This is a genomic window from Streptomyces sp. NBC_00252 (assembly GCF_036187565.1).
Classification (GTDB): Bacteria; Actinomycetota; Actinomycetes; order Streptomycetales; family Streptomycetaceae; genus Streptomyces.
The window spans coordinates 228,026-248,487 of sequence record NZ_CP108087.1; the positions used below are offsets into that span (position 1 = coordinate 228,026).

General features: G+C 69.6%; 18 protein-coding genes and 3 pseudogenes. 7 read left to right on the forward strand and 14 right to left on the reverse strand.

The window, feature by feature from the left end:
• Nucleotides 1–847: 847 nt before the first annotated feature.
• Nucleotides 848–1,420 carry a hypothetical protein gene (locus OHT77_RS00940; protein ID WP_328825952.1) on the reverse strand — a complete coding sequence of 191 codons (573 nt, stop codon included), beginning with the start codon at nt 1,418–1,420 and terminating at the stop codon, nt 848–850.
• Complete coding sequence (locus OHT77_RS00945) at nt 1,420–3,975, reverse strand: type II toxin-antitoxin system prevent-host-death family antitoxin (protein WP_328825953.1); 2,556 nt, start codon at nt 3,973–3,975, stop codon at nt 1,420–1,422. The genes OHT77_RS00940 and OHT77_RS00945 overlap by 1 nt, the downstream gene beginning before the upstream one ends.
• Nucleotides 3,976–4,584: 609 nt before the next feature.
• On the opposite strand from OHT77_RS00945, the gene OHT77_RS00950 reads away from it, so the two are divergent.
• From OHT77_RS00950 to OHT77_RS00960, 3 genes are all read left to right on the forward strand, one after another.
• Nucleotides 4,585–6,606 (forward strand): LodA/GoxA family CTQ-dependent oxidase, encoded by a 2,022-nt coding sequence (locus OHT77_RS00950; RefSeq protein ID WP_328825954.1) that lies wholly within the window; start codon nt 4,585–4,587, stop codon nt 6,604–6,606.
• Nucleotides 6,603–7,874, forward strand: a complete 1,272-nt coding sequence (locus tag OHT77_RS00955; RefSeq protein WP_328825955.1) for an NAD(P)/FAD-dependent oxidoreductase — start codon at nt 6,603–6,605, stop codon at nt 7,872–7,874. Before OHT77_RS00950 ends, OHT77_RS00955 begins: the two co-directional genes overlap by 4 nt.
• Nucleotides 7,875–7,937: 63 nt before the next feature.
• Nucleotides 7,938–8,348 carry a hypothetical protein gene (locus OHT77_RS00960; protein ID WP_328825956.1) on the forward strand — a complete coding sequence of 137 codons (411 nt, stop codon included), beginning with the start codon at nt 7,938–7,940 and terminating at the stop codon, nt 8,346–8,348.
• A gap of 517 nt (nt 8,349–8,865) precedes the next feature.
• Here the strand turns inward: OHT77_RS00960 and OHT77_RS00965 are convergent.
• Nucleotides 8,866–10,068, reverse strand: coding sequence for an IS110 family transposase (locus tag OHT77_RS00965; protein ID WP_443047878.1), 1,203 nt, complete (start codon nt 10,066–10,068; stop codon nt 8,866–8,868).
• A gap of 252 nt (nt 10,069–10,320) precedes the next feature.
• On the opposite strand from OHT77_RS00965, the gene OHT77_RS00970 reads away from it, so the two are divergent.
• The gene (locus OHT77_RS00970; protein WP_328825957.1) at nt 10,321–10,839 is read left to right on the forward strand and encodes a hypothetical protein; all 519 of its coding nucleotides are present in this window, start codon (nt 10,321–10,323) and stop codon (nt 10,837–10,839) included.
• A gap of 396 nt (nt 10,840–11,235) precedes the next feature.
• Nucleotides 11,236–11,628: pseudogene (locus tag OHT77_RS00975) on the forward strand (DUF6879 family protein); the annotation flags it as partial.
• Between the two features lie 54 nt (nt 11,629–11,682).
• Here OHT77_RS00975 and OHT77_RS00980 read toward each other — a convergent pair.
• Both OHT77_RS00980 and OHT77_RS00985 read right to left on the reverse strand, forming a co-directional pair.
• Nucleotides 11,683–11,762, reverse strand: a pseudogene (locus tag OHT77_RS00980) (IS21-like element helper ATPase IstB); the annotation flags it as partial.
• A 79-nt stretch (nt 11,763–11,841) separates the two neighbouring features.
• Complete coding sequence (locus OHT77_RS00985; RefSeq protein ID WP_328825959.1) at nt 11,842–12,099, reverse strand: DUF5707 domain-containing protein; 258 nt, start codon at nt 12,097–12,099, stop codon at nt 11,842–11,844.
• Between the two features lie 20 nt (nt 12,100–12,119).
• On the opposite strand from OHT77_RS00985, the pseudogene OHT77_RS44945 reads away from it, so the two are divergent.
• Nucleotides 12,120–12,200, forward strand: a pseudogene (locus tag OHT77_RS44945) (ATP-binding protein); the annotation flags it as partial.
• 21 nt (nt 12,201–12,221) lie between these two features.
• On the opposite strand, the gene OHT77_RS00990 reads toward OHT77_RS44945, so the two are convergent.
• Both OHT77_RS00990 and OHT77_RS00995 read right to left on the reverse strand, forming a co-directional pair.
• The gene (locus OHT77_RS00990) at nt 12,222–12,680 is read right to left on the reverse strand and encodes a hypothetical protein (protein WP_328825960.1); all 459 of its coding nucleotides are present in this window, start codon (nt 12,678–12,680) and stop codon (nt 12,222–12,224) included.
• A 532-nt stretch (nt 12,681–13,212) separates the two neighbouring features.
• Complete coding sequence (locus OHT77_RS00995; protein ID WP_328825962.1) at nt 13,213–14,088, reverse strand: SDR family oxidoreductase; 876 nt, start codon at nt 14,086–14,088, stop codon at nt 13,213–13,215.
• Between the two features lie 51 nt (nt 14,089–14,139).
• Between OHT77_RS00995 and OHT77_RS01000 the strand changes: the two genes are divergently transcribed.
• Nucleotides 14,140–14,718, forward strand: coding sequence for a TetR/AcrR family transcriptional regulator (locus OHT77_RS01000; RefSeq protein WP_328825964.1), 579 nt, complete (start codon nt 14,140–14,142; stop codon nt 14,716–14,718).
• Between the two features lie 483 nt (nt 14,719–15,201).
• Here the strand turns inward: OHT77_RS01000 and OHT77_RS01005 are convergent, their stop codons facing one another.
• The 7 genes from OHT77_RS01005 to OHT77_RS01035 all read right to left on the reverse strand — a co-directional run bounded on the left by OHT77_RS01005 (nt 15,202) and on the right by OHT77_RS01035 (nt 20,417).
• Nucleotides 15,202–15,864 (reverse strand): hypothetical protein, encoded by a 663-nt coding sequence (locus OHT77_RS01005; protein WP_328825966.1) that lies wholly within the window; start codon nt 15,862–15,864, stop codon nt 15,202–15,204.
• Nucleotides 15,816–16,481, reverse strand: a complete 666-nt coding sequence (locus OHT77_RS01010) for a hypothetical protein (RefSeq protein ID WP_328825967.1) — start codon at nt 16,479–16,481, stop codon at nt 15,816–15,818. The genes OHT77_RS01005 and OHT77_RS01010 overlap by 49 nt, the downstream gene beginning before the upstream one ends.
• Nucleotides 16,482–16,552: 71 nt before the next feature.
• Complete coding sequence (locus tag OHT77_RS01015; RefSeq protein WP_328825968.1) at nt 16,553–16,930, reverse strand: hypothetical protein; 378 nt, start codon at nt 16,928–16,930, stop codon at nt 16,553–16,555.
• A gap of 128 nt (nt 16,931–17,058) precedes the next feature.
• On the reverse strand, nt 17,059–17,310 hold the full coding sequence (locus OHT77_RS01020; RefSeq protein WP_328825969.1) for a hypothetical protein: 252 nt from the start codon (nt 17,308–17,310) through the stop codon (nt 17,059–17,061).
• 59 nt (nt 17,311–17,369) lie between these two features.
• Complete coding sequence (locus tag OHT77_RS01025; RefSeq protein ID WP_328825970.1) at nt 17,370–17,873, reverse strand: hypothetical protein; 504 nt, start codon at nt 17,871–17,873, stop codon at nt 17,370–17,372.
• A 100-nt stretch (nt 17,874–17,973) separates the two neighbouring features.
• Entirely contained in the window at nt 17,974–19,065 is a 1,092-nt protein-coding gene (locus OHT77_RS01030) for an IS630 family transposase (protein WP_328825973.1), read from the reverse strand.
• A 254-nt stretch (nt 19,066–19,319) separates the two neighbouring features.
• Nucleotides 19,320–20,417: an SDR family oxidoreductase gene (locus OHT77_RS01035; RefSeq protein WP_328825974.1), complete on the reverse strand. Its 1,098-nt coding sequence runs from the start codon at nt 20,415–20,417 to the stop codon at nt 19,320–19,322.
• Nucleotides 20,418–20,462: the final 45 nt, after the last annotated feature.

Genomic DNA, 20,462 nt, shown 5'->3' on the forward strand with positions numbered 1-20,462 from the left:
ACGCCCCGCTTCCGTCCAGCCGCCCACGCGCTCGCGGAAGCGGAACCCGCCACAGTTCGGCGACCCTCGGCACCGCCGCGCCGGGACTTCGCAGCGGAAGCCCGCCGCCTTAACTCCGATCCTTCCGACGGCGCCCCGGACGCCGCGCAGGGTGCCGGTGCCCGCTCAACCCATCGGGCGGGCAATCCGACTCACGCAACCTCGGCGGCGGGCAAGGACTCCTGCACCGTCACGCCGAAGCCCTCCTCGCCATGGCGGTCGCCATTGCCCCGGGCGAGACCCTCTGCGCGGCGGGCGCGATGCCACATTCGCACCGGGGTACACAGACACGGCACCGAAACCCTGCTCCGCGCCCACCTGGGGAGTGCACCCCGGCTGGATGAGGCGATCTACCGCAATGGAACCTTCTCCCAACGCCGCAACCTACTCGCCCACTCCGACGCACGCCCCGCCCCTCGATCAGCTGATCGCAGCGGTCCCGGTATATGTACTGGGCGACATCACCCAACGGCCCTTTGCACCGTTGCGGCAGCTGCCGGACGAACAGCGGGAACGCGGACTGGCGTTCCCCGGCAGCAGTGCCTCGGCGGCGCCGACGCAAACTTCGTCGCGGATGGACTGCTGATCGGCAGGGCAAACCACCCGCTCCCACCATCAGCCGCTTCGCGGTTAGCAACTCGCGGGATGCCTGCTGCTCAACCACGACGCTCAGTGCGTTCCTCCGATCAAGGCCGCGGCATCCCGCTCTTCGACGCGGTCTGACGTCAGTGGGATGGGAGTGAACATCGCCGCTTCCGCGCCGGGTGAAAGCGCGGTGGGGGCGTAGACGCTGGCAGCACCCGGTCTGTCACCGGAGCTCGACGGAGTATGAGTTGCCGCTGAACTCCCAGCCGTCGGTGCCGGCACCGATGTCGGAGACGATGATCTCGTCGATGAAGAGGTCTTCGAGGTCGTCGTCGCGCAGGTCTCCGCCCAGCCACCGGGTCTCGATGTCGGTCCAGTCGCCGCGGCTGGCGTCGATGCGCAGGGGGGCGGCACGGCGGTTGCCGCGTTCGCGTTCGTCCGCGCCGGTCTTGACCAGGCCGCTGATCTCGTAAGTGCCGTTCTTGACGGTGTCGGTGAGGGGTTCGGCGGGGGCGAAGGCGACGTTCTCGTAGGCGGTGTGGATGAGGTCGCGGTAGCTGCGGCGCACGTTGTACTCGGCGTCCGACAGCCACTTGATGAGGGTGTCGGGCCGGACGTCGAGGCCGACGGTTTCGAGGGCTTCGTAGCCGCGGCGGGTGCCGGTGAGCTGGTTGAGCTGGGCGTGCCAGTGCTGGGCGGTGTAGGTGGACAGGCGGTGGCGTGGGGTGACTTGGGTGCGCAGGAGGTTGTTGAGGGCGGCGCCGAGGGATCCGCCGCGGTCGGTGGGGCCGGCCATCAGTCGTCACCTTCGGGAAGGAAGGCGCCGGGCTTGATGAACTTGGCCTTTACTTCGCCGAACCCTGTGCCGACCCGGTAGGTGTCGGGTGCCGTCTCGCCAGGGACCCAGAAGATCGCGGCATCCACGTTGCGCAGGGCAATGAGCTGGTGGCCCGCCTGGACGGCCTTGAAGGCCACCGTCCAGTGCCGGACGGAGGCCTCGGCGACCATGCTCATGCGCCAGTCCGGCCGCCAGAACGGCGACCGCGACTCGGGCCGCTTGGGCCACAGCAGACGCAACGCGATCGACAGACGCGTCTTGTAGTTCGTGTACGGCTCGCCTCCGGCCTGGATCAGCTCGGTCCGGGCCTCCTTGGTGGCTTGATAGAACGGCTTGAACAGGGACTCGTTGGCCTTGCCGGTCCACGAGTCGTGGATCGTCACCGGGTGGGTGAGGTGGCCGTCGCGGTGGAGGCGTTCGAGCATCTTGATGTGCGGGGTGGTCACCCACACCCGGCCCTGTTCGTCGGGTCGCTCGGCGAGGCGTCCGAGCGGGTGCGGCATACCCGGGTAGCCCCAGGCTGGGACGGTGATCTGGTAGATACCGGCCTGGCTCCTGTCGAAGACGTCCAGGGGCCCGGTGTGCAGGAGCTTGTTCGGCGCGAGCGGAACCGCGGAACACGCGGAGGGGAAGGAGCCGTTGCGGTCGATCAGGCACATCAGGCCGTCGCCGAACGAGGCGGGCACGTCGAGCTGGTCGCGCCGCACTCGCTTGCCGTTGCGCTCATGGGCGACGCGGGTGCTGGTGACGTCGGGGTGAACCCAGCCGGGCTCACCGTCCATGTCCTCACTGATCAACGGCCACGGCCCGGCCTCACGGTCCTCGGTGCGGATGACCGGGATCGGGTGCATCTTCGACCGCGCCACTGACTCCTTCAGGATCCGCAGTGCCGGGAAGATCGCGCCGTCCGGCTCGTCCTGCTCATCACCCGGGACCAGACCATCGTCGTCATCCCGGCGCACCACATCGACGTTCTCGGCGACCGGCGCGCCCGCAGGATCGGGAGCAGACCCGAAAGACTGCTCCGTGGCGGGGGCGGGGGCGATGTAAGCGTGCAGCGCGGCGGCGAGTCGACGGCCTTCGGCGCTGTCGGGTGTCTGCAGCCCGGCCTCGGCCAACTCCGTGAGCGGGGTGTGGAGGTCGTCGAGGTCCTTCACGTGCGCGCCCGCCAGAGCGCTGCGGAGAGCCGCGAGAAGACGGGTCGCTTCCGCAGGCAGTCCCTTGACGGCGCCCGAGGTGAACGGCAGGGCCGCCTCGGCGAGTTGGCGGTCGGCCGCGGTGCCCACGGTGTCCGGGAGCGCTTCCGCGGCCTCGCTCACGCCGGTGGCCGGCGTCGGGGCGACCGTGGCGGGGCTGGGGCCCGTGTCGAGGAAGCGGGCATGGGCGAGATCGGGGCGCAGGGTGGTGGTGGCGATGGTGCCCAGGTCGCGTTCGGCGACGGTCACGGTCGTCGTTGTCTGCTGGCCCGGCGCGTGGGTGAGGGTGAGGATGACGTCGGCGTCCAGCAAGTTGACGAGGGCCGGGTCGTCGGTGTCCACGACCGCGAGGACCGGCACGTTCTGGCTGCGGGCCAGCTCGCGCAGGACCTGGCTGGCCTTGGGCAGGTGCTCGCCGGAGAGCGGGAGGCGGGGGTTGTGGGCGCGTTGCAGGCGGTCGACGACCACGAGGGCCAGGTCGTCGGCGAGCGGCGCGGTGTCAGCGATAGCCTCGGCGGTCAGGTCGCTGCCGTCGTCGATGAGCAGGGGCGCGTGGCGCAGTCGCTTGACGACCTGCTGCTCGTCCTGGGTGAGGACGCCGGTCCGCAGGCGGGCGTAGTCGCCGCCGGCTTCCGCGGCGATGATGCGGCGCGTGATGTCCGCGCTGCTCGGGCCCGACGCCGCGTACAGGACGCGGGCGCCTCGGGCGAGCGCGGCGCGGGCGGCGGCGAGGCCGATCAGGCTGCCGCCCACCTGCGGTTCGGCCGCGACCAGGATCAGGCGGCCTGGGTGCAGGCCCCCGGTCGCCTCGTCCAGACGTGCGAGACCGAACGATAGGCCGGGCGCCGATCCGGTGGCCAGGACGGCGCCGATGGCATCGCCGAGGGTGGCGAGACGCCGGCCGCGCTCACGGGTGGGAGTGGGCTGACTGGGCACCGCGCCTCCTGCGGTCGGCGCGCCCTCGGGCACGGCCGTGTCGGGTGAGAGGGCAAGCTCGTTGGGATCGGCAGGGATCAGCACGGCGATCGGCGTGCTGTTCCGGCGCAGGACCTGAGGCTCTCCCCCGGCCGCCCGGCTGATCAGGGTGCCGAACTCCTTCTGCGCTGCGCTGAGCGGCCAGACGGGAAACGCGCCGGCCTTCCTGGCCGCGGGGAACCGGTCCAGCGGAGCCAGCAGAACACGCTCCACCCCCTTGTTGACCAACTTGTGGATCAGCGTGGTGACCCCGTCGTCCTGGGCGGCCTTGACCAAGCCGTAGAGACCCCTGCGGGCGTCGCTGGCCGACGTCGGCTCCTCCGTCTGAGGTGGCTGCCCCACTTACCCTCCCGGTACTCAACCCCCTGCAGAATACTAGAGCTGACACTGATGAACGCCTAAACTCACACAATCACTGGATGAATTTCACTCACCCAGCGGCTCAATAGGCAGATGCAGCGGCCAGGTCCCTCCGTGGAGTCCGTAAGATATGGAGGCTGAGCCACACGGTCCGTTCCCACGGTCTGTGACGTCGTCGACCGGTGGATGGCACCCGGCTCCGACGCCTACATCGAGATCGCGAACAACATCGCCGAGGCGCTCCAGGCGGCGACGCAGACGACCGGTGGCCGGGGCTTGCGGACAAACACTTCCAGCCCGGCGTCAGATTCGCCCACCCGGAGAACGCAGGTGGCCCGGCTCCACCTGCACAAGCTCGCCATTCGAGCAGTGGGCCGCGGTGAGGCGCTTCTTCTCCCGCTCGCCGCTCGCCTTGTCGTAGGAGACGGCGCTCGCGCCCTGCGGACCACACGGACCCCGGCCCTGTGACGGACTGGCGCCGGGTAGGACCCTGACCCGAACCCCGCCCTCGGAACGCGAGCTCGGCCTACACCCTCTTCATGTGCGATCACATACCTTCGACCGGTTGAATCCACAACGGAGGGTTCTTTGATGGACAGTCACATCGTGCAGGTGAAGATCCACCCCGCCATCGGTGTCGCCCGGGTCGGCAACAGCGCAGAGGCACCCTTCATCGGCCCGGAATCACCGGACCAGAAACCAGCGGACGCCGGCTCCTACAAGGACGCTTCCGGGGCGATACGGAGGCAGGCCGCACGATTCCGTGTGTACGGCTACAACGCCGCCGGGGAGGTCGTACGGGAACTGAAGCCGGGCAGCGAGGGTGTCACCGAGATCCAGTGGACGGTGCATCTGGCCAACAAGAAGGCCGCCTGGTATCAGTTCCATCTGGCGCTGGACATCCCCGAGGGCAAGACGCTCACGGCAGAGCAATACGGCCGACGCAACGCCGACGTCGTGGGCGCCGACAGGAAGAAGCTGGTCAACGATCCCGGCAGCCGCACCGTTCGCGGCTCGAAGACCGAGACGCAGAAGTTCGACACCGGCAAAGTCATGGACAAGGCGGTGTACCTCGGCGAGATCTCCACCCGTTCCGACGGCCGCCTGGTGGTGCTCGGCGGCCGGGGAAACTCCGCCTCCTACAAGAACAAGCCGATCACCGGGGTCACCAACAACGACACCTGGTACGACGACGTGTCCGACGGCCCGGTGACAGCGAAGGTCACAATCGACGGCCAGGATCTGACCGCCGTTCCGGCCTGGGTCGTGGTGGGACCTCCGCACTACGCCCCCGGCGTGAAGTCCGTCCGTACCCTCTACGACCTGCTCTTCGACGTCTTCGTCCAGGCCCGTTCGCTGACCCGCCCGCAGCAGATCTCGTTCGCCGACCACATCGAGCCGATATTCCGCAGGTTCTGCGATCTGCAGTGGGTCAACCACGGTTTCGCGACCCAGTTCGGCTGGAACGGCCCCAACTTCTTCCTCTCCCCGACGATGCGCAAGAGGCTCGCCGATCCGTCCAACCGAACCCGGGAACTGCGCCGCCAGGTGTACGCCTCCTTGCGCGACTACGACCGTGATGGAAAGTCCCCGCTGCCGTGGCCGTGGCTCTACGGCGACGCCATGGCCAGCAAGCCCAAGTCCGTGCTTCAGCACCTGGCACTGTCGCCGACCCAGGACTGGATGCTGCAGCGTTGGGCGGACGGGGCGTTCGTGGCCGGACCCTTGCAGCAGCCGCGCCCCACGGTCGACGACGCCCCGGCCGCCGAGCAGCCGGGGCTGCTGGACCGGGCGGCCCTGGAGGGCTGCGCCGCCGACGCGTTCCACCCGGGGATCGAGGTCACCTGGCCGATCAGGCACGCGAGCATGTTCAGTGCCCCCTTCCGCATCCGGCACCGCGCCCCCGCCACCGCGGAACCCGACTACGGGCCCACCCTGCTTCCGGACGAGGCGGTCTCCGCCACTGGCCCCCTCCAGGCACAGGCCCCCGGAGACCTCACCCGCTGGATGGCCGCCCCCTGGCAGGCGGACACCGCGAGCTGCCGCTCCGGCTACGAGGTACTGGCCAACCTGGGGCCCCGGTACAGCCCGTACCTGCCGACCTTCTGGCCTGCCCAGGTACCCAACCATGTGCTCAAGCTGGAGGACTTCGAGAAGGTCAACACGCCGTCAGCCGGGAGCGACGACAGCGCCCGGGAGGAGGCGTTCGAGCGGCGGGCGACCTGGCTGCGCGGACTCACCGGCACCATGAACGAGCAGCGCACCCAGATGATCAAGGACTGGTTCAAACTCGGCGTCGTCGAGGTGCGCGACTACACCGTGGGCGACGGGAAGTTCCCCGAACGGATCCTGGTGGAGTCGCGCCCGGCACAACCGCTCGCTCAGGCACCGGACAGGGCGAACCTCGTCAACGTGCAGGTGCCCGAGGTGGGTCCGCACGTGTTGGCCGCGGCGGCAGGCCGCTCGCCCGAGGGAATGCCCGCCCCCGAAGCCGTCGAGGCCGAGTCGGCGGCACGAGCGGTCGGCGAAGCGGCCAGGGCGACCGGATACCCCGAGGAGGAGATCACCGCCGGATACCTCGAGAAACTCGACCCCTTCCGCGACGCGCGGTGAGCGCCGCCCTCGCTCTCGGCGCGGACACCTACGACGTCGTGGTGGCGGGCGGCGGCCCGGCCGGCTGCGCCGCCGCGCTCATGCTTGCCCGGGCGGGCCGTACGATCCTGCTGGCGGACGCCGGCACCAGGCCGCCCAAGGTCGGCGAGACGCTCGTACCCGCCGGGCGGGTCCTGCTCGGCGACCTCGGCATAGCCGACCGTGTTCTCGACTCCGGACACCTGCCCTGCTACGGCAGTCTTTCGGCGTGGGGTTCGGCCGACCTGCACACCGTCGACTTCATCAACGACCCGCACGGCCATGGCTGGCACCTCGACCGACAGCTGTTCGACCAGCGACTGCGCGACGCCTCCCGCGCGGCGGGGGCGGAGGTCGCCGAGGGCACGGCCGTACGCGAAACGGTGCGGACGCCGGACAGCGGCTGGACCTTGGTCCTGCGCGGCGGCACGGGCCCTGCCGGTAGCGGGTCGGGGGGCGGGAGCGGGAGCGGGTCCGATACCGGGCCGGGGTCCGGGTCCAAGGCCGGTTCCGGGTCCGGGGGCGGGTCCGCAGGCGGAGGCGGGTCCGGGTCCGCGTCCGCGTCCGGTGGCGAGCGTACGGTGCGCTGCCGCTGGGTGATCGACGCCACCGGCCGCGCCGCCGCGATAGCGGTCCGGTGCGGGGCCCGGCGGAGGGTCCGGGACCGGCTCACAGCCCTGTACGTGTCCCTGGAAGCGGACCCGCTGGACACCGACCGCCGCTCCCTCGTCGAGTCCGACGAGGAAGGCTGGTGGTACACCGCCCCGCAGCCGTCCGGCGGGCGCCTGGTCGCCTACTTCACCGACACCGACCTGCCGGCCGCCACCCACACCGCACGCCACTTCCACCGACGGATGTCGGAAACCCGCCACGTGTCCCGATGGGTCCACCGGGACGGGCCCCCGCCCACGTCACCCACCGCGCCCCGCCGGGCCGCCGCGCACACGGCGCACCTGGACCGGGTGTACGGAGACGGCTGGACCGCCGCCGGTGACGCGGCGGTCGCCTTCGACCCGCTCTCCTCCCAGGGCGTGCTGACCGCCCTCTACACCGGGCTGAGCGCGGGTCTGGCCGTCGACGCCCACCTGAGTGGCCTTCCTGACGGCGCGGACTCGTCCCTCGGCGCCTACGCGGACCAGGTCGCGGCCGCACGGAGCGCATATCTGCGCGGCCACCGTGTCATCCACGCCCAAGAGGCCCGCTGGATCGACCGCTCCTTCTGGGCGCGGCGCCTGGCCGACGTGCCCTGACAGCCTCGGCCGGTGTGACCTGGACTGCTCAGGCGCACCGATACGCGCGATCCTGGGGGGACCGTGCGCCGTACCGTCACTGCCACCTGCCTGCTGCTCGCCGGGCTCGTCACCGGATGCTCTGGTGGGGGCCAGGAGGCAGCCGACTCGAAGGCGTCGGCGAGCGCGTCGCCGTCGGTGGATCCGGTTGTGGCGTTCATGTCGTCGGTGGAGGACGCGGGCCTGAACTCGTACGCGACAGGTATCCCGCCGTACCAAGAGATGGAGGTGTTCCCGCCGAAGTGGTGCACAGCGTTGGACGCGGGGCACAGCGCAGCGTGGATGTTCGGCGAGGGCGACCTGTATCCGTGGGGTGGCACATGGGGAACGGAGAAGACGGACGCGTACCAGGTGCTGGTACTGGGCGTGAAGGCGTACTGTCCGCAGCACTCCAAGGCGTTGGCGGCGGAGTTGCGGGACGCCGGAGTGTACTGACGCGCTGTGACGCCGCGCGATCAGTCACCCAAGGGCTCCGCGCCGTGGACCTGCGCGATGGCGTCGATCCTGCGGGCGAGGTCGAAGTCTGCGGCCGTTCCCAAGCCCGTTGTCAGTGACGGGACGTAGCGGGGTCCGTATCCCGTTGAGCGTCTGCTGGCTGCACGCGCCGAACACCCGACATTCCGCCTGATGGACAGCGCTGATGGCGGGGCGTCAGCATGTCGCCCCTCTGCCGCCCGGCAGCTTCGCAATACGTCACAGGACCAGCGCAAAGCTCCCAAGCGCTCACCGGACGGCGCATGATGCCCCTTCAGCATCCGACTGTCCCGGGGGGGGTGCCCCTATGTCTTTGGTCAAGGTGGTCGGGTGGCAGTGTGGCTGTCATGAGTGATGACGTGCCTGTTCGAGAGTCGGCGGGCGGGAGCATGCGGCCATGCGACTTTTGCGGTCATTCGGTCTTGTTGGACTCGGTCGACGAGCGGGACTGTCCCGTGTGCGGCGAGGCCGCTGAGGATCAGCCGGCTGAGGCTGGCTGGGGTTCGTAGAAGGTTCCGTCGCGGAGCATGGCGAAGAGGACGTCGGCCCGGCGTCTGGCGAGGCAGAGCAGGGCCTGGGTGTGGTGCTTGCCCTGGGTGATCTTCTTGTCGTAGTAGGTCCGCGATGCGGGGTCAGCCAGGGACGCGAACGCGGAGAGGAAGAAGGCCCGTTTGAGCTGCTTGTTTCCCCGTCTGGAGGGCTGTTCGCCGCGGATCGATGAGCCCGAGCTCCGGGTGGCAGGGGCGAGTCCGGCGTAGGCGGCGAGGTGGCCGGCGGTCGGGAAGGTGCTGCCGTCGCCGACCTCGACCAGGATGCGGGCTCCGGTCCTGACGCCGACTCCCGGCATCGACGTCAGGACCTTGGAAAGAGGGTGGGCGTCCAGGAGTTCTTCGATCCGCCCGGCCAGCAGTCTGCGCTGGTCGAGGACTGCGGCCAGAGATCCGGCGAGGCTTGGGACGATCAGTGCGGCCGCCTCGGTCCCTGGGACGGTCACGGTCTGCTCGTCCAACGCGGCGAAGATGTCCTCGACCAGCCGCTCGGCCATCCGCGGCGCCTTCGGCCGCAGCAGCGTGACCAGCCGCCGTCGGCCTGCCTTGCGTATCTGTGCCGGTGACCCGAACCGCTCCAGCAGCGTGAGGACGGCAGGGTGCTGCAACCGCGGTCCCAGGACCCGTTCCAGCGACGGAGGGATCTGGGTCAGCAGGCCGTGCAGACGGTTCGCGAGCCTGGTCGCCTCGCTGGCCAGGTCGTCGTCGAACCCGACGATCATCTCCAACTCGGCGATGGTCTCGTCCTCGCCGTCGATCGCCCGCAGCGTGTGAGGCATCGCGCGGGCCGCGTCCGCGATGATGAACGCGTCCTTCGCATCCGTCTTGGCCTCACCGGGATAGAGGTCGGCGATCCGCCGCATCGTCAGCCCCGGCAGATAGGCGACCGGGCAGCCCATGACCCTCGCAACCGCCAGCGGCAGGGCGCCGATCGAGGCCGGCTGGTCGACCACGACCAGCACCGTTCCGTGCTTGGCCTTCAGCTTGGCGAACAGCTCACGGAGCTTGGGCTCGGTGTTGGGTAACCGCTTGTCGAAGGCCTTCTTGCCAGCCGGGGTGACGGCGGTGGCATGGTGTTCGCCCTTGCCGACGTCCAGGCCGAGGAAGACGTCGATGTCGCCGGTGTCGATCACGTGCAGGCCCCTCCATCACGTCTTCGTCCGGCCTTGCCTCGGCACCGAGCTGCCACATCCACGTTACGGAGAGCTCTTCCGGCCTGGGTGAAGCCGGTGCTCAAGCCCCTCATCAGCGGTCCGTCGATGCCTCCGGACCCGGTGACACCACCCCCCGGATCATCAACCGCAACAAGGGGGGGGAAGTCATGCCGGACCCGAAGGCCGGAGGCCCCATTGCGGAGCCACGAAGAAGGTAACGGGGGGGGACTCATGCGCACCCGCACCATCATCGCCAGCCTGACCGCTGCTTTCGCCCTCACACTGGCTGCGTGCAGCAGCGACGACAAGGGCGGCCACACCAACGCGCAGGACGGCACCGCCAGCACGCCAGCTGCCAGCGCCGCTCCCCGCACCAACGCCGCGAAGGGCAGCCACTACTCGAGTGCGCAGGACATCGCTGACGCGCTGTCAGCGGCAGGGCTCACTGCCTCCAAACCGCAGGAGGAGACCGCGGACAACTACGTCAGCCAGGTCGGCGGCACCGCCTGCGACTTCACTGTCATCGACCAGGCCGACAAGGCGGCACCCGGCACTGCGGGAATCAACATGTTCCCCAACGCCGAGGCCCTAGCCGCGTGGGTCCCGCTCTCCAAGAGCTTCGGAGGCGTGGCGGTCACCGGCGACACGTGGGCCGTCAGCCTGCCACCTGACGCGGCCGGTGCCCGAGACGACAGCAAGCGCCTCGCCCCGAAGGTCGCTGCTGCCCTGCACGGCACCGTGCAGCAGTAGGCGCCCAGCCCCTTTGGGGGCCCCACCACATGGCCGGGGCCCTCGTCTGTCGGAGGCGGTGCCAGCGGCCGGACGGCGCCCTGTTGCGGCCCGTCGCCCGACGGGTACGGTGCGCGCCTGCTTCCCCTCACCGAAGGGACGCATGCCATGACCAGGCGACTGTGGAAGGTCGGCACCAACTCCGGCAACGACGGATGCCCCACCCTGTACACCGAGCCCGGCACCGATACGTACGTCGTGCAGGGCGACCCCGTCACCGACCCGGCCGAGCTGGGACAGCTGGACCTCGCCGAGGGCGAGGCGGCCGTGACCGTGCCCCGCGAGCTGCTCGCGAACTTCGGCCCGAAGGAGTCCGTGCACGTGCCGCAGGAGATCAGCCTCGCCGAGTTCGGCGGCATGTTCACCACGCTGAAGCACTCCGCTTGGAGGCTGGAGACCCGTAGCCGGTACGCCGAGGACGAAGTCACCGACACCTACCGCCAGTTCGCGGCAGGTGAGTCCGTCAGCTGGGACCTGGACGACGCGTGGTGCACCAACCGGCGCGAGCAGACCGCGGCCGGCAAGAGGTTCGAGCGGGTGCGCATCGTCGATGAGCCGCCGACTCCGGGGCAGCGGTACCTACTCGACAACGCCCGCCGCAACTCCGCAGTTGGCGAGACCATCCGTGTCCTGTCTCGCAGCCGAGCCGACCAGCTCGGCCTTCCTCGGGAGGACTTCTGGCTGTTCGACGCGCGGGTGGTCGCCCTGCTGCACTTCGACGAGGCGGACGTGATGACCGGGGTGGAGCTGATCACCACGCCCGCCGAGGTGCTCCGCTACGCCCAAGCTCGCGAGACCGCGTGGCAGCAGGTGGGTCTTGCCGGTGCCGGAGTCGCCGATCAGGCAGAGCGGCTCGCCCTTCTTGACCATTCGCAGGTGGCGAGGTTGTTGACCAGGGTGGGTGTGACGTCGCTGCGAGCCGCGCCGCGTCGGTCCGCGACCGTCCACCGGCATGCGCGGGGGTCATGCGGTGAAGTCGGCCGCCTTGGTCTTCAGCGTCGTGTCGCCGTTCTTCGCGGTGGCCAGGACCGCGATGTGCCACCGGCCCCGCGGGGAGCCGTTGGCCTCGGCGCGGGTGACAGCCACCCTGTAGGTGTAGTGCACGACGTCGTGACCCGACGGCGTGCACTTCGCCGCCTCCGCGTCGGCCATCTCCTTGACGGTCAGCCCCCGCTTGGCGAAAGGCGAAGCAGCGGGCCAGGCCAGCGCCTTCACGCTCATGACCCCCGACGACGCCTTCACTCGACCGGCTCACCTTCAACGCCACCCTCATCGAGACCGGAACCGAGTCCTACCGCCTGGCCCGCACCAAGGCGAACGCCAGGATGAAGTATCCGACCACCTCACGAGGGCGGAGGAACCTCCCGGATGAGGCCCAGAGCGTCTCCCAACCGCAGGGCCAACGACCGATCACCATAAGTGTCCGCGAACCCACGGCAGATCGCGGGTTCGACATCCGCGGGCGACGATCCCGGCAGCGTCGAGTGACACGTCACATGCCCCTCGTCCGCCACGGCATCAGCGATCATGTTCCGGACTCGTGCCGACATCGTGGCACGGAACGGATTGCCCGGCCGGAAGATGCAGGTCGAACACCGCTCGGACAGCAGTCGCACCTCACCTGTCGCCTCGTCGGCGACCGGAACGCAGGCCGCCGTGTCGCCCTCGAACAACTCGTCGGTCTCCATCGGCATGAAGGTCATCATGCCCGAGGCTCTCGCACGACCGTCGGCAGTTTCGTCAGCCCGGTGGTCCCAGATCGAGCCGCCCTCCGCGGCTGCCCCAAGACGCCTGATCTTCACCAATCATCCTAGAACTGGGGCCCGTTGGGCTCGCCTCGGTGGAGCCGCTGACGCTCGCCCTAGCCACCTCAGGGGGTGAGGTGAGTTGGGCGGTGATCCGGTGGAGCTGGCCGGGGTATCGGTGGGGCGACTTGAGGTGTGGCGGCGGGTCGCCGCTGTGCGAGAGGTGGAGGGCACGCAACGTACGGGATGGTGCAGGGCCGGCAGTGGACGCTTTGGGCCGGGGAACGTGAGCAGCGCCGCCGGGATGCTCTGACGCGGCAGACTCCTCCCCCGCCGCTCCGGCGTCACGGTCGGCCGGAATGGGCGGTCGACGAGGTCGACGGAGGGTCGCGGCCGCGCACGCAGCCTCAACACTTCGCTCAATGAGACAGCAGCATGCAGACGGGGCGGCGTGGCTGCTGTGCGGGGCAGGCGGAGCTGCGACCGCCCGAAACCGGCTCTCACGTGCCGCACAGAGGGCGGTCCGAGGAGCGGTGCACCGAAGGCTGTGACCTCTGCTGAACCGGTTCGAACAGGTGCGGTCCCGCGATCAGGCGGCTGAGGCTTTGGGCATGTGGGGCCGAAGATTAGCCGCGGCGACGCGGTCAAGCGTGCGGTCCGTGAGCAGCCAGGCCAGGCGGGTCATCACGGCGGCGTCACGTCCGATGGTGTAGCGCGTGCGGGGCTTGGGTGCGGTAGCGGCCTTGGCGATGACGAGGGCAGCCTTGTCTGCCGTCACTCCCTGCTCGGTGAACTCGTTGGCCTGCTTGATGATCGCCTGCATGAGGCCGCCGTAGAGTCGGCGCTGGGTGGTCGACATGTCCTTCACGAACTGCTGGGCGCGATTGATGCCGTGTCCGGTCATCTCGGTTTTCACGCCGCCGGGCTCGACGACCACCACCTGTACGCCGTGCGGGGCGAGTTCGCGCCGCAGAGCGTCACTGACCGCTTCCAGAGCGAACTTCGCGCCGGCGTAGGCGCCGTAGGTGGGCATGGCCACTTTGCCGCCCAGGGAACTGATGTTGACGATGCGGCCTCGGCTCTCGTGGAGGAAGGGCAGCAGGGCTTGGGTGACGGCGATGTGACCGAACAGGTTGACCTCGAACTGCTGCCGCCACTGGTCGAGGGGCAGGGTTTCGACCGGGGCGTTTACTGCGATGCCAGCGTTGTTGATGAGGGTGGCGAGCTTCCGACCCTGCGGGTCGTGGGCGATCCTCGCGACGAGGTCCTCAATGTGTCCGGCGTTGGTGACGTCCAAGAAGACGGGCTCGATGCGGATGTCCCGGACGGTGTCGGCGTCCGCCTGGCTACGGACGCCTGCGAGCACGTGGTATCCCCGGCGGGCCAGTTCGCGGGCGGTCGCCGAGCCCATCCCGGTGGATGCTCCGGACACGAAAACCAGCTCATTGTCATGTGACGTTGTCATGTGAGTGAGCATGCAGCCACTCGCGTGACACTGTCAAGTAAAGTAGGCGCCATGGTGACCCGCGCCGAGTCCGCAGCCGCGACCCGCGAGGCTTTGCTCCGCGCCGCATCGGATCTTCTCGATCACGGCGGACCCGACGCCGTAACCCTCCGCGCCGTGGGAGCACGCGCCGGCGTATCCCGAGGAGCCCCATATGGGCACTTCGCCGACAAGGAGCATCTGCTCACCCAGCTGGCGATCGACGCCTGGCATGCGCTGGCCGAACAACTGCGGCGCCTGCAGCGCGACGACCGACTCACGCCGGCCATCAGGCTCAAGCACGCCCTGCTGGCGCTCATCGAGATCGGACGCGAGCGCCCTCACCTCTACGCGCTGATGTTCTACACCCCCGAGGGCGACACGGACGCGCTGCTCGAATCTGTGTCAGCGTCTCATGGTCACTTCCTCGACATGGTCGCCGGCGCGGTCGGTGACCGAGAAGTGCGCCGTTATGCAGCGCTTCTTCTCTCCAGCGCGCACGGGATCGCAGGCATGGAGCTGAGCGGCCACCTCGGCGCTGAAAAATGGGACACCAACGGAGAGGAACTCGTCGACATGCTCATCAACTCTCTCCAATCGTCGCCTCACTGACACGGCACTTTCCGGCCCTCACCGTGGCGTCTGGCCGCGCTGGAGGCCGTCATCGGCAACGACGACCAAGCCCTCGCGGCTCTCGCTGGAGACGGACGCGAGAGTCCGCTGCCCGCCTGCTGACCGGGTACGGGCAGCACACACTCCAGAGCGTCCTGATCGCCGCGTTCGGCATCGACGCCACCATGGACCACGACGAAACAGGCCGCCGGATCGCGGAGATCAACAGTGATCCCACGGCGCGCATCGTTCTTCCCTGACCGACTCCTGGCCCGCCCAGGCCGCTCTCGCCGGTGACGACCCCGCCACCGCCAAACAGATCGGCGCAGCCATCCTGGTGGCGATCCACGCCTTCACCGACGCCGACAACGACGACGCCCTCACCCGGCTGCGCCCACTGGTCTCCCCCGTCCAGCCGGGACTTTCGGCTGTGCACGACCGCCGCGGGCCTGCAGTCGGGCGTCCGGATTCGCAGCACCTCTCTCAGCCGAGGCCCAGCCGGCTCAGTGCGGTGGTCCAGTCGGTGACGACCGCCTTCTGCGCGGCGGCGAGAGTGACCGTGTCTTTGCAGACCGCAGTGTGCAGCTTCGTCTCCACCGGATCCTTCGCGTTGTTCACCCCGGAGCCCTTCTTGTGGCCAGGGTCCGCCGGTTCCACCCACAGGTTGCGGTAGTCGTTGGGGTCCCCGCCCAGCTGCAGGCTGATCAGGTGGTCGTACTCGGCATCGCCCATGCGGCCGGTGAAGCCGTAGGAGGCGGCGTTCGACTTCTTCTCCCTGCCCGTGACCGACGTGGAGGGACGGATGCCGGAGGTGTAGCCGCCCTTGCGGCAGATCGTCGACTTCAGATTCGCCTGCGTGACCGCCGGAGAGACCGCGCCCGGCGTGCACGTCGGATCCTCGATCGGCTCGCCCTTGAGATACCGGTAGTGGCAGGTGCCCGCGGCCGGCTGCTGCTGCACCGTGTACGTCTTCTGCGGACCCGCCCCCACCGCGATCGCCCGCCCGGCCCCGCCGACACCCGACGGACCCCCCGCACCACTCGCGCTCCCGGACGGCGCCGCGCCGTCCAGCGCAGTGGGAGAGCAGCCCGCGAGCATCAGGCAGGCGAACAGGACGGATGAAGCAGCACGCCGGGTGGAACGCATGACGACCCCTCACGAGCAGGCGATGGCTGAGCAGATGCTGCCCCACCTGACCGCCGTCCTACCGCGCGGGGTGCCGCGTGAAGGCGCACGCCTGCCATACGGCGCAGCGTAAACGCGCCCCCACATACCGCAGTTGTACGAGTCAGGCCCGCACGAGCGGGCCGGCGGCTGCGACGAAGGCGTTGTGCGCGGCCCTGGCGAGGGTCGAAGCGACGGTCACGGTCGGCGCGGTCGGCGGCCTCGTGCAGGGTGAAGGTGACGTCGACGATCCGGTCGGCGAGCGCCAGGACGCGCGCACCCTCGGTCAGCAGCTGGAGTTCGGTCAGCGCCTCGCCCACGACGGTGCGCGCCTCCACCGCGGCCGTCTTCGCAACCTCCTGCTCCGCCTCGGACGCGTCATCCTCCCGCAGAACCGATCGCGCGCTCTGTAAGCGGCGCATCGCAGCGAGGCGCGAAAGGAGCTTCACGATCACGGCGCGCAGCTCAGCGCGCTGCTGAATCTGCCGGGCGCGCCGGTCGCGGCGCTCGGTGGACCGGTCCTGGAGACGGAAGCCGATCACGATTCCGAGCAGACCCGCGAGTGCGGCGACGGCGTTCGAGGCCAGTTCCATGGTCATGTCTCCCTGCTCCGTGGCGAGTTGGGCGGTCGAACGGCCAACCCCCGGCGCACGGCCGGGGGTTGGCGGGTCTACCAGGAGGCCGGGGTGTACTGCTCGATCAGGCCCGTCAGCCAGTCGGGGGTCGCGCCCTCGTCGGTGCCGCTGCGCAGCGTGATGCTGCGGGCGTCCATGTCGATGACGCCGTTGCTCAGGACGCGGTAGCCGGAGACGACTGCCTCCCAGGTGGGCTCCGTGGCGCCCACCTCCAGGCGGTAGGTGATCCACACGCAGTACGGGTCGATGGTGTCCCAGCGGTCGCTCAGGTGCGGCTTGTCTGCCAGGCGCAGGATCTCGGTGTGCTGCCGGGCGAGCCGCTTGACGGGCAGGCCCTCGCACCGGATGCGGGCCGCGGTGGTGACGCGGGCGGCGAGCGCGCAGAAGTAGGCGTCCCGTGCCTTGCCGGTCATCGCGCCGGCCACCACCAGGTCACCCAGGAACTGGCAGAAGCCCCAGGGAGAGAGTGCCTGTACGTATTCCAGGGCGGCCTCGGTGGCCTGCTCCAGGTAGATTAACCGCGTCCAAGCGCAGGCGGCGGTTAGCCGGCCGCGAGGGTGGAGTCTCCCTCCAGCAGGGCCTGGTCCAGGACGCGCTCGCGTGCGAGACGGATGAGCCGGTCGGCGCGGCGGTGCTGGTCGCGGTCGTAGTGGAAGCGCGGCGTCTCGGGGGTCAGCCCAAGCGCGTCCCGCAGCTGGTTCGCGAAGGCCTCGCCGGCCTCCCGCTCGGCAGCGCGGGCCGCCTCGTTGATCTCGGTGGTCGCCATCGTTGAGGTCTCGGTGGGGCTCTGCATGGACTTTCTCCACTTCAGGGGTGGGGGTGGGCCCGGCCCGAAGGGCCGGACAGCGTAGGTCAGCTGGCGAAGACGTCGCCGAAACCGGGCGGCGAAGCGGTGTGACCGGTCCGGTCGGCGTACCGCTCGTCACCGTCCTCATCGAGGACCAGGCCGTGGCGCTGAAGGTAGGCGGCGTAGGCGGCGCGCTGCTCCTGCTCCTCCTGGCGGGCGGATGCGGCGGCACGCTCGCCCTCGATGTCGTCGCGCAAGCGCGCGATCTCGCGCACGGCGCGCTCCAGGCGGCGGCAGGACCACCGGGCGAGCAGCCAGCCCTCGGCAACGGCGTCGAACCACTCCGCAGCAACCACGCACGAGCGGCCGATGACGCGGCCGATATGGAGGCCGGCGCCGTCGTAGACGTCCCAGCCGCGCAGGCCCTGCATCCGGGTGCGGTCCTCCGGCAACCCGAGGTGCTCGATGTCGAGCACCGCCAGGTCGGCGGAAGTCATGACCACGGCGGTGAACCGCTCGCCGCCGATGCTGAAGAGCTGGAGCTCGGGGCGGCGGGCGGTGGCGGCCATGAGGCCCTCCTCGATGGAGTGGGGTTGATACGGCTCAAGTTATAGACCTCTATACTCTCTGTCTAGTGCTGCTCCGCGGAAGTCCGTGGAGGGGTGTTGATCAGATTGCCTTGAGTGGGGTGCCTTCGTAGGTCCACCGGTAGGGCTTGGCGGTCTCGTTGTGCCCGATCGTGTACGCCTCCAGCTTCTCGATCAGGTCGTTGCGGTCGGCGAAGTCGCCGTGCCGCACGACCCCGCGGGTCAGGGCGGAGAAGAACAGCTCTACCTGATTGAGCCAAGAGGCGTGCGGTGGGGTCCAGCGGACGTGCCAGCGCGGATGCAAGGCCAGCCAAGCCTTGGCGTGCTTGGCGGTGTGCGAGGAGCCGTTGTCGAGCACGATGCGGACTTCGTGCCCCGGGGCGATGACGGCGTCGAGTTGGTCCAGAAAGCCGGTGAAGGTCACCGCGTCGTTGCGCGTGATCACCTCGGTGAGTACTTCACCGCTGCGAACGTCGAGTGCCGCGACGAGGGAGGCGGTGCCGTGACGCCGGTACTCGAACTCCTGCCGGACGGGTTTTCCAGGGCGCGCGGAGCGCCCGGGATACCGGCGCGAGCGGGCGGCGATCGCGGTCTTCTCGTCGATCGAGAGCACGACTGCCCCCTCAGGCGGTTCCAGATAGAGAGCGCACACGTCGTCGGCCCGCTGCCAGAAGTCGGGGGTGTCCCGGCGGGTGAGCCAGCCTCGGACCTTGTGCGGCTTCAGGTCCAGATCCGCCAGGATCCGGCCGACCTGGGAGGCAGACACTGACGCGAAGCACGTGCCGGCCACCCGTTGCGCGATGGCCCGATGTGACCAGGTCGCCTCCGGGTGCGGCGGCTCGCTCGTCGCGGTGGCCACGACCGCCATGCGCACCGCTGGCCCGTAGGTCCTCGGCCGTCCCGACCGTTCGGCATCTCGAAGGCCGGCCGGCCCACAGGCGGCGAACCGTCCCCGCCACTTGCGCACCGTGTTCACACTGATCTCCAGCTCCCGGGCGATGGCGCCGTTGGCGAGCCCGTCCGCTGCCGCGAGCACGATCCGGGCCCGCAACACCGCACGAACCTGAGACTTCGCAGAGGCCACCGTCCTCAACAGCCGCTCGTGGACCTCCATCGCGAGCACCACCTCAACTGCCGTCCCCGTCCGCTGGCCACCGCACACGGCCATGATCATGGCGGGTGGGACGCCGCACCCTGCAATACGGGCCCGTGCCGACGCCCCCGCATCGATGCAGCAGCACATGCGGCCAGCGCCTGAACCACCATGCTCACCACTGGCCGCACGTGAACGTCATCACGGTCCGATTCCGCACTCGGTTCGCTTGTGTAGCAGCCGAATTGCCGGACAAGCAGACCGTGCCGCTGTGTCGCCGGCGAAGCCCCAGGCGTGCTGCGCACCTGAGGCTTCGCCCTCTACTTGGGGTGACGTCAACAAACGTGGCCCTTCTCGCCGTTGCCGACGCACTCGATGAGAGCGGACTGCGGGACCGGTTCGAACAGGGTCGGCGGCATAGGGGGCGTGGCGAGGAGGGCAGCGATCCTCGGAATCTGGTCCGCCACGCTCGCGCTGTGCTCCGTGAACGCCTCGATCGAAGCGAACCTTTGGATGACCAGCAGCGGTCCGTCGGCATCGCCGCGCGCGCGGTGTACCGAGTAGTGCAGGCACCCCGGTTCGGCGCGGATCTGCGGAGCGAGTTCGGCCAGCACCTCGAGGAGGTCCTCGCGTCGTCCGTTCTTGGGCTCCATCGTGGACACGGCAACGACCGCGCCGGTCCTGATCGGCTGGTCACCCTGGAGCACTGCCAGCGCCTCGTCCGCCTCGGCCTGACTGCGCAGCCGGATCTCCAGGCCGCCCACTGCCGCTGCGGCCGAGGCCGCGACGGCGACCGCACCGACCTGGTCGGCACTGACCCAGTCCGGATCGCCGGAGTCGACCAGGCGGGTCCTGACCGGCCCGAGGACCAGGGCGAAGACCCGCTGCTGTCCTGCCACCTCGGCCTCGACCACCTGCCGCATCATCAGCAGGGCGGCCTGCTCCATGCTGACCAGGCCGCTGCCGGGAACCGGCGTGAACGCGGAAGCCCCGACGATCAACGTGTAGGCGCCGCGGGCGTTCAGCCTGGGCAGGAAGGCCCGCAGGACGGCCACGTGCGCGGCCGCGAGCCCGACGAAGGCGTTCTGCCAATCGCTCTCGTCGATCTCCCAGAGCCGCTTGCCGGCCCACCACCCACCGATCGGGGCCACCACGTCGTCGACACCACCGAGCCTGCGCTCCATCTCCTCGGCAAGCTGCTCGGCGCCGGCGAACGTCGTGTAGTCGTGGACCACCAGGTGCAGGCGGTCGGTCTCCGCGTCACCGAGCACGCGCCGGAACTCCTCCGCCCGCTCCTGGGTGCGGGTCGGGACAACGACGTCCGCACCGGCGGCGAGGTAGCTGCGGACGACACCCTCTCCCACGGCTCCCGTGCCGCCCGGAACGACAACCCTGCGACCGGGCAGATCGGGAAGTGCATTGCTGCTGTGCATGAGATGACTCCTTGGGAGCGGTGCGGGGCAGTCGACCGGCGGTCC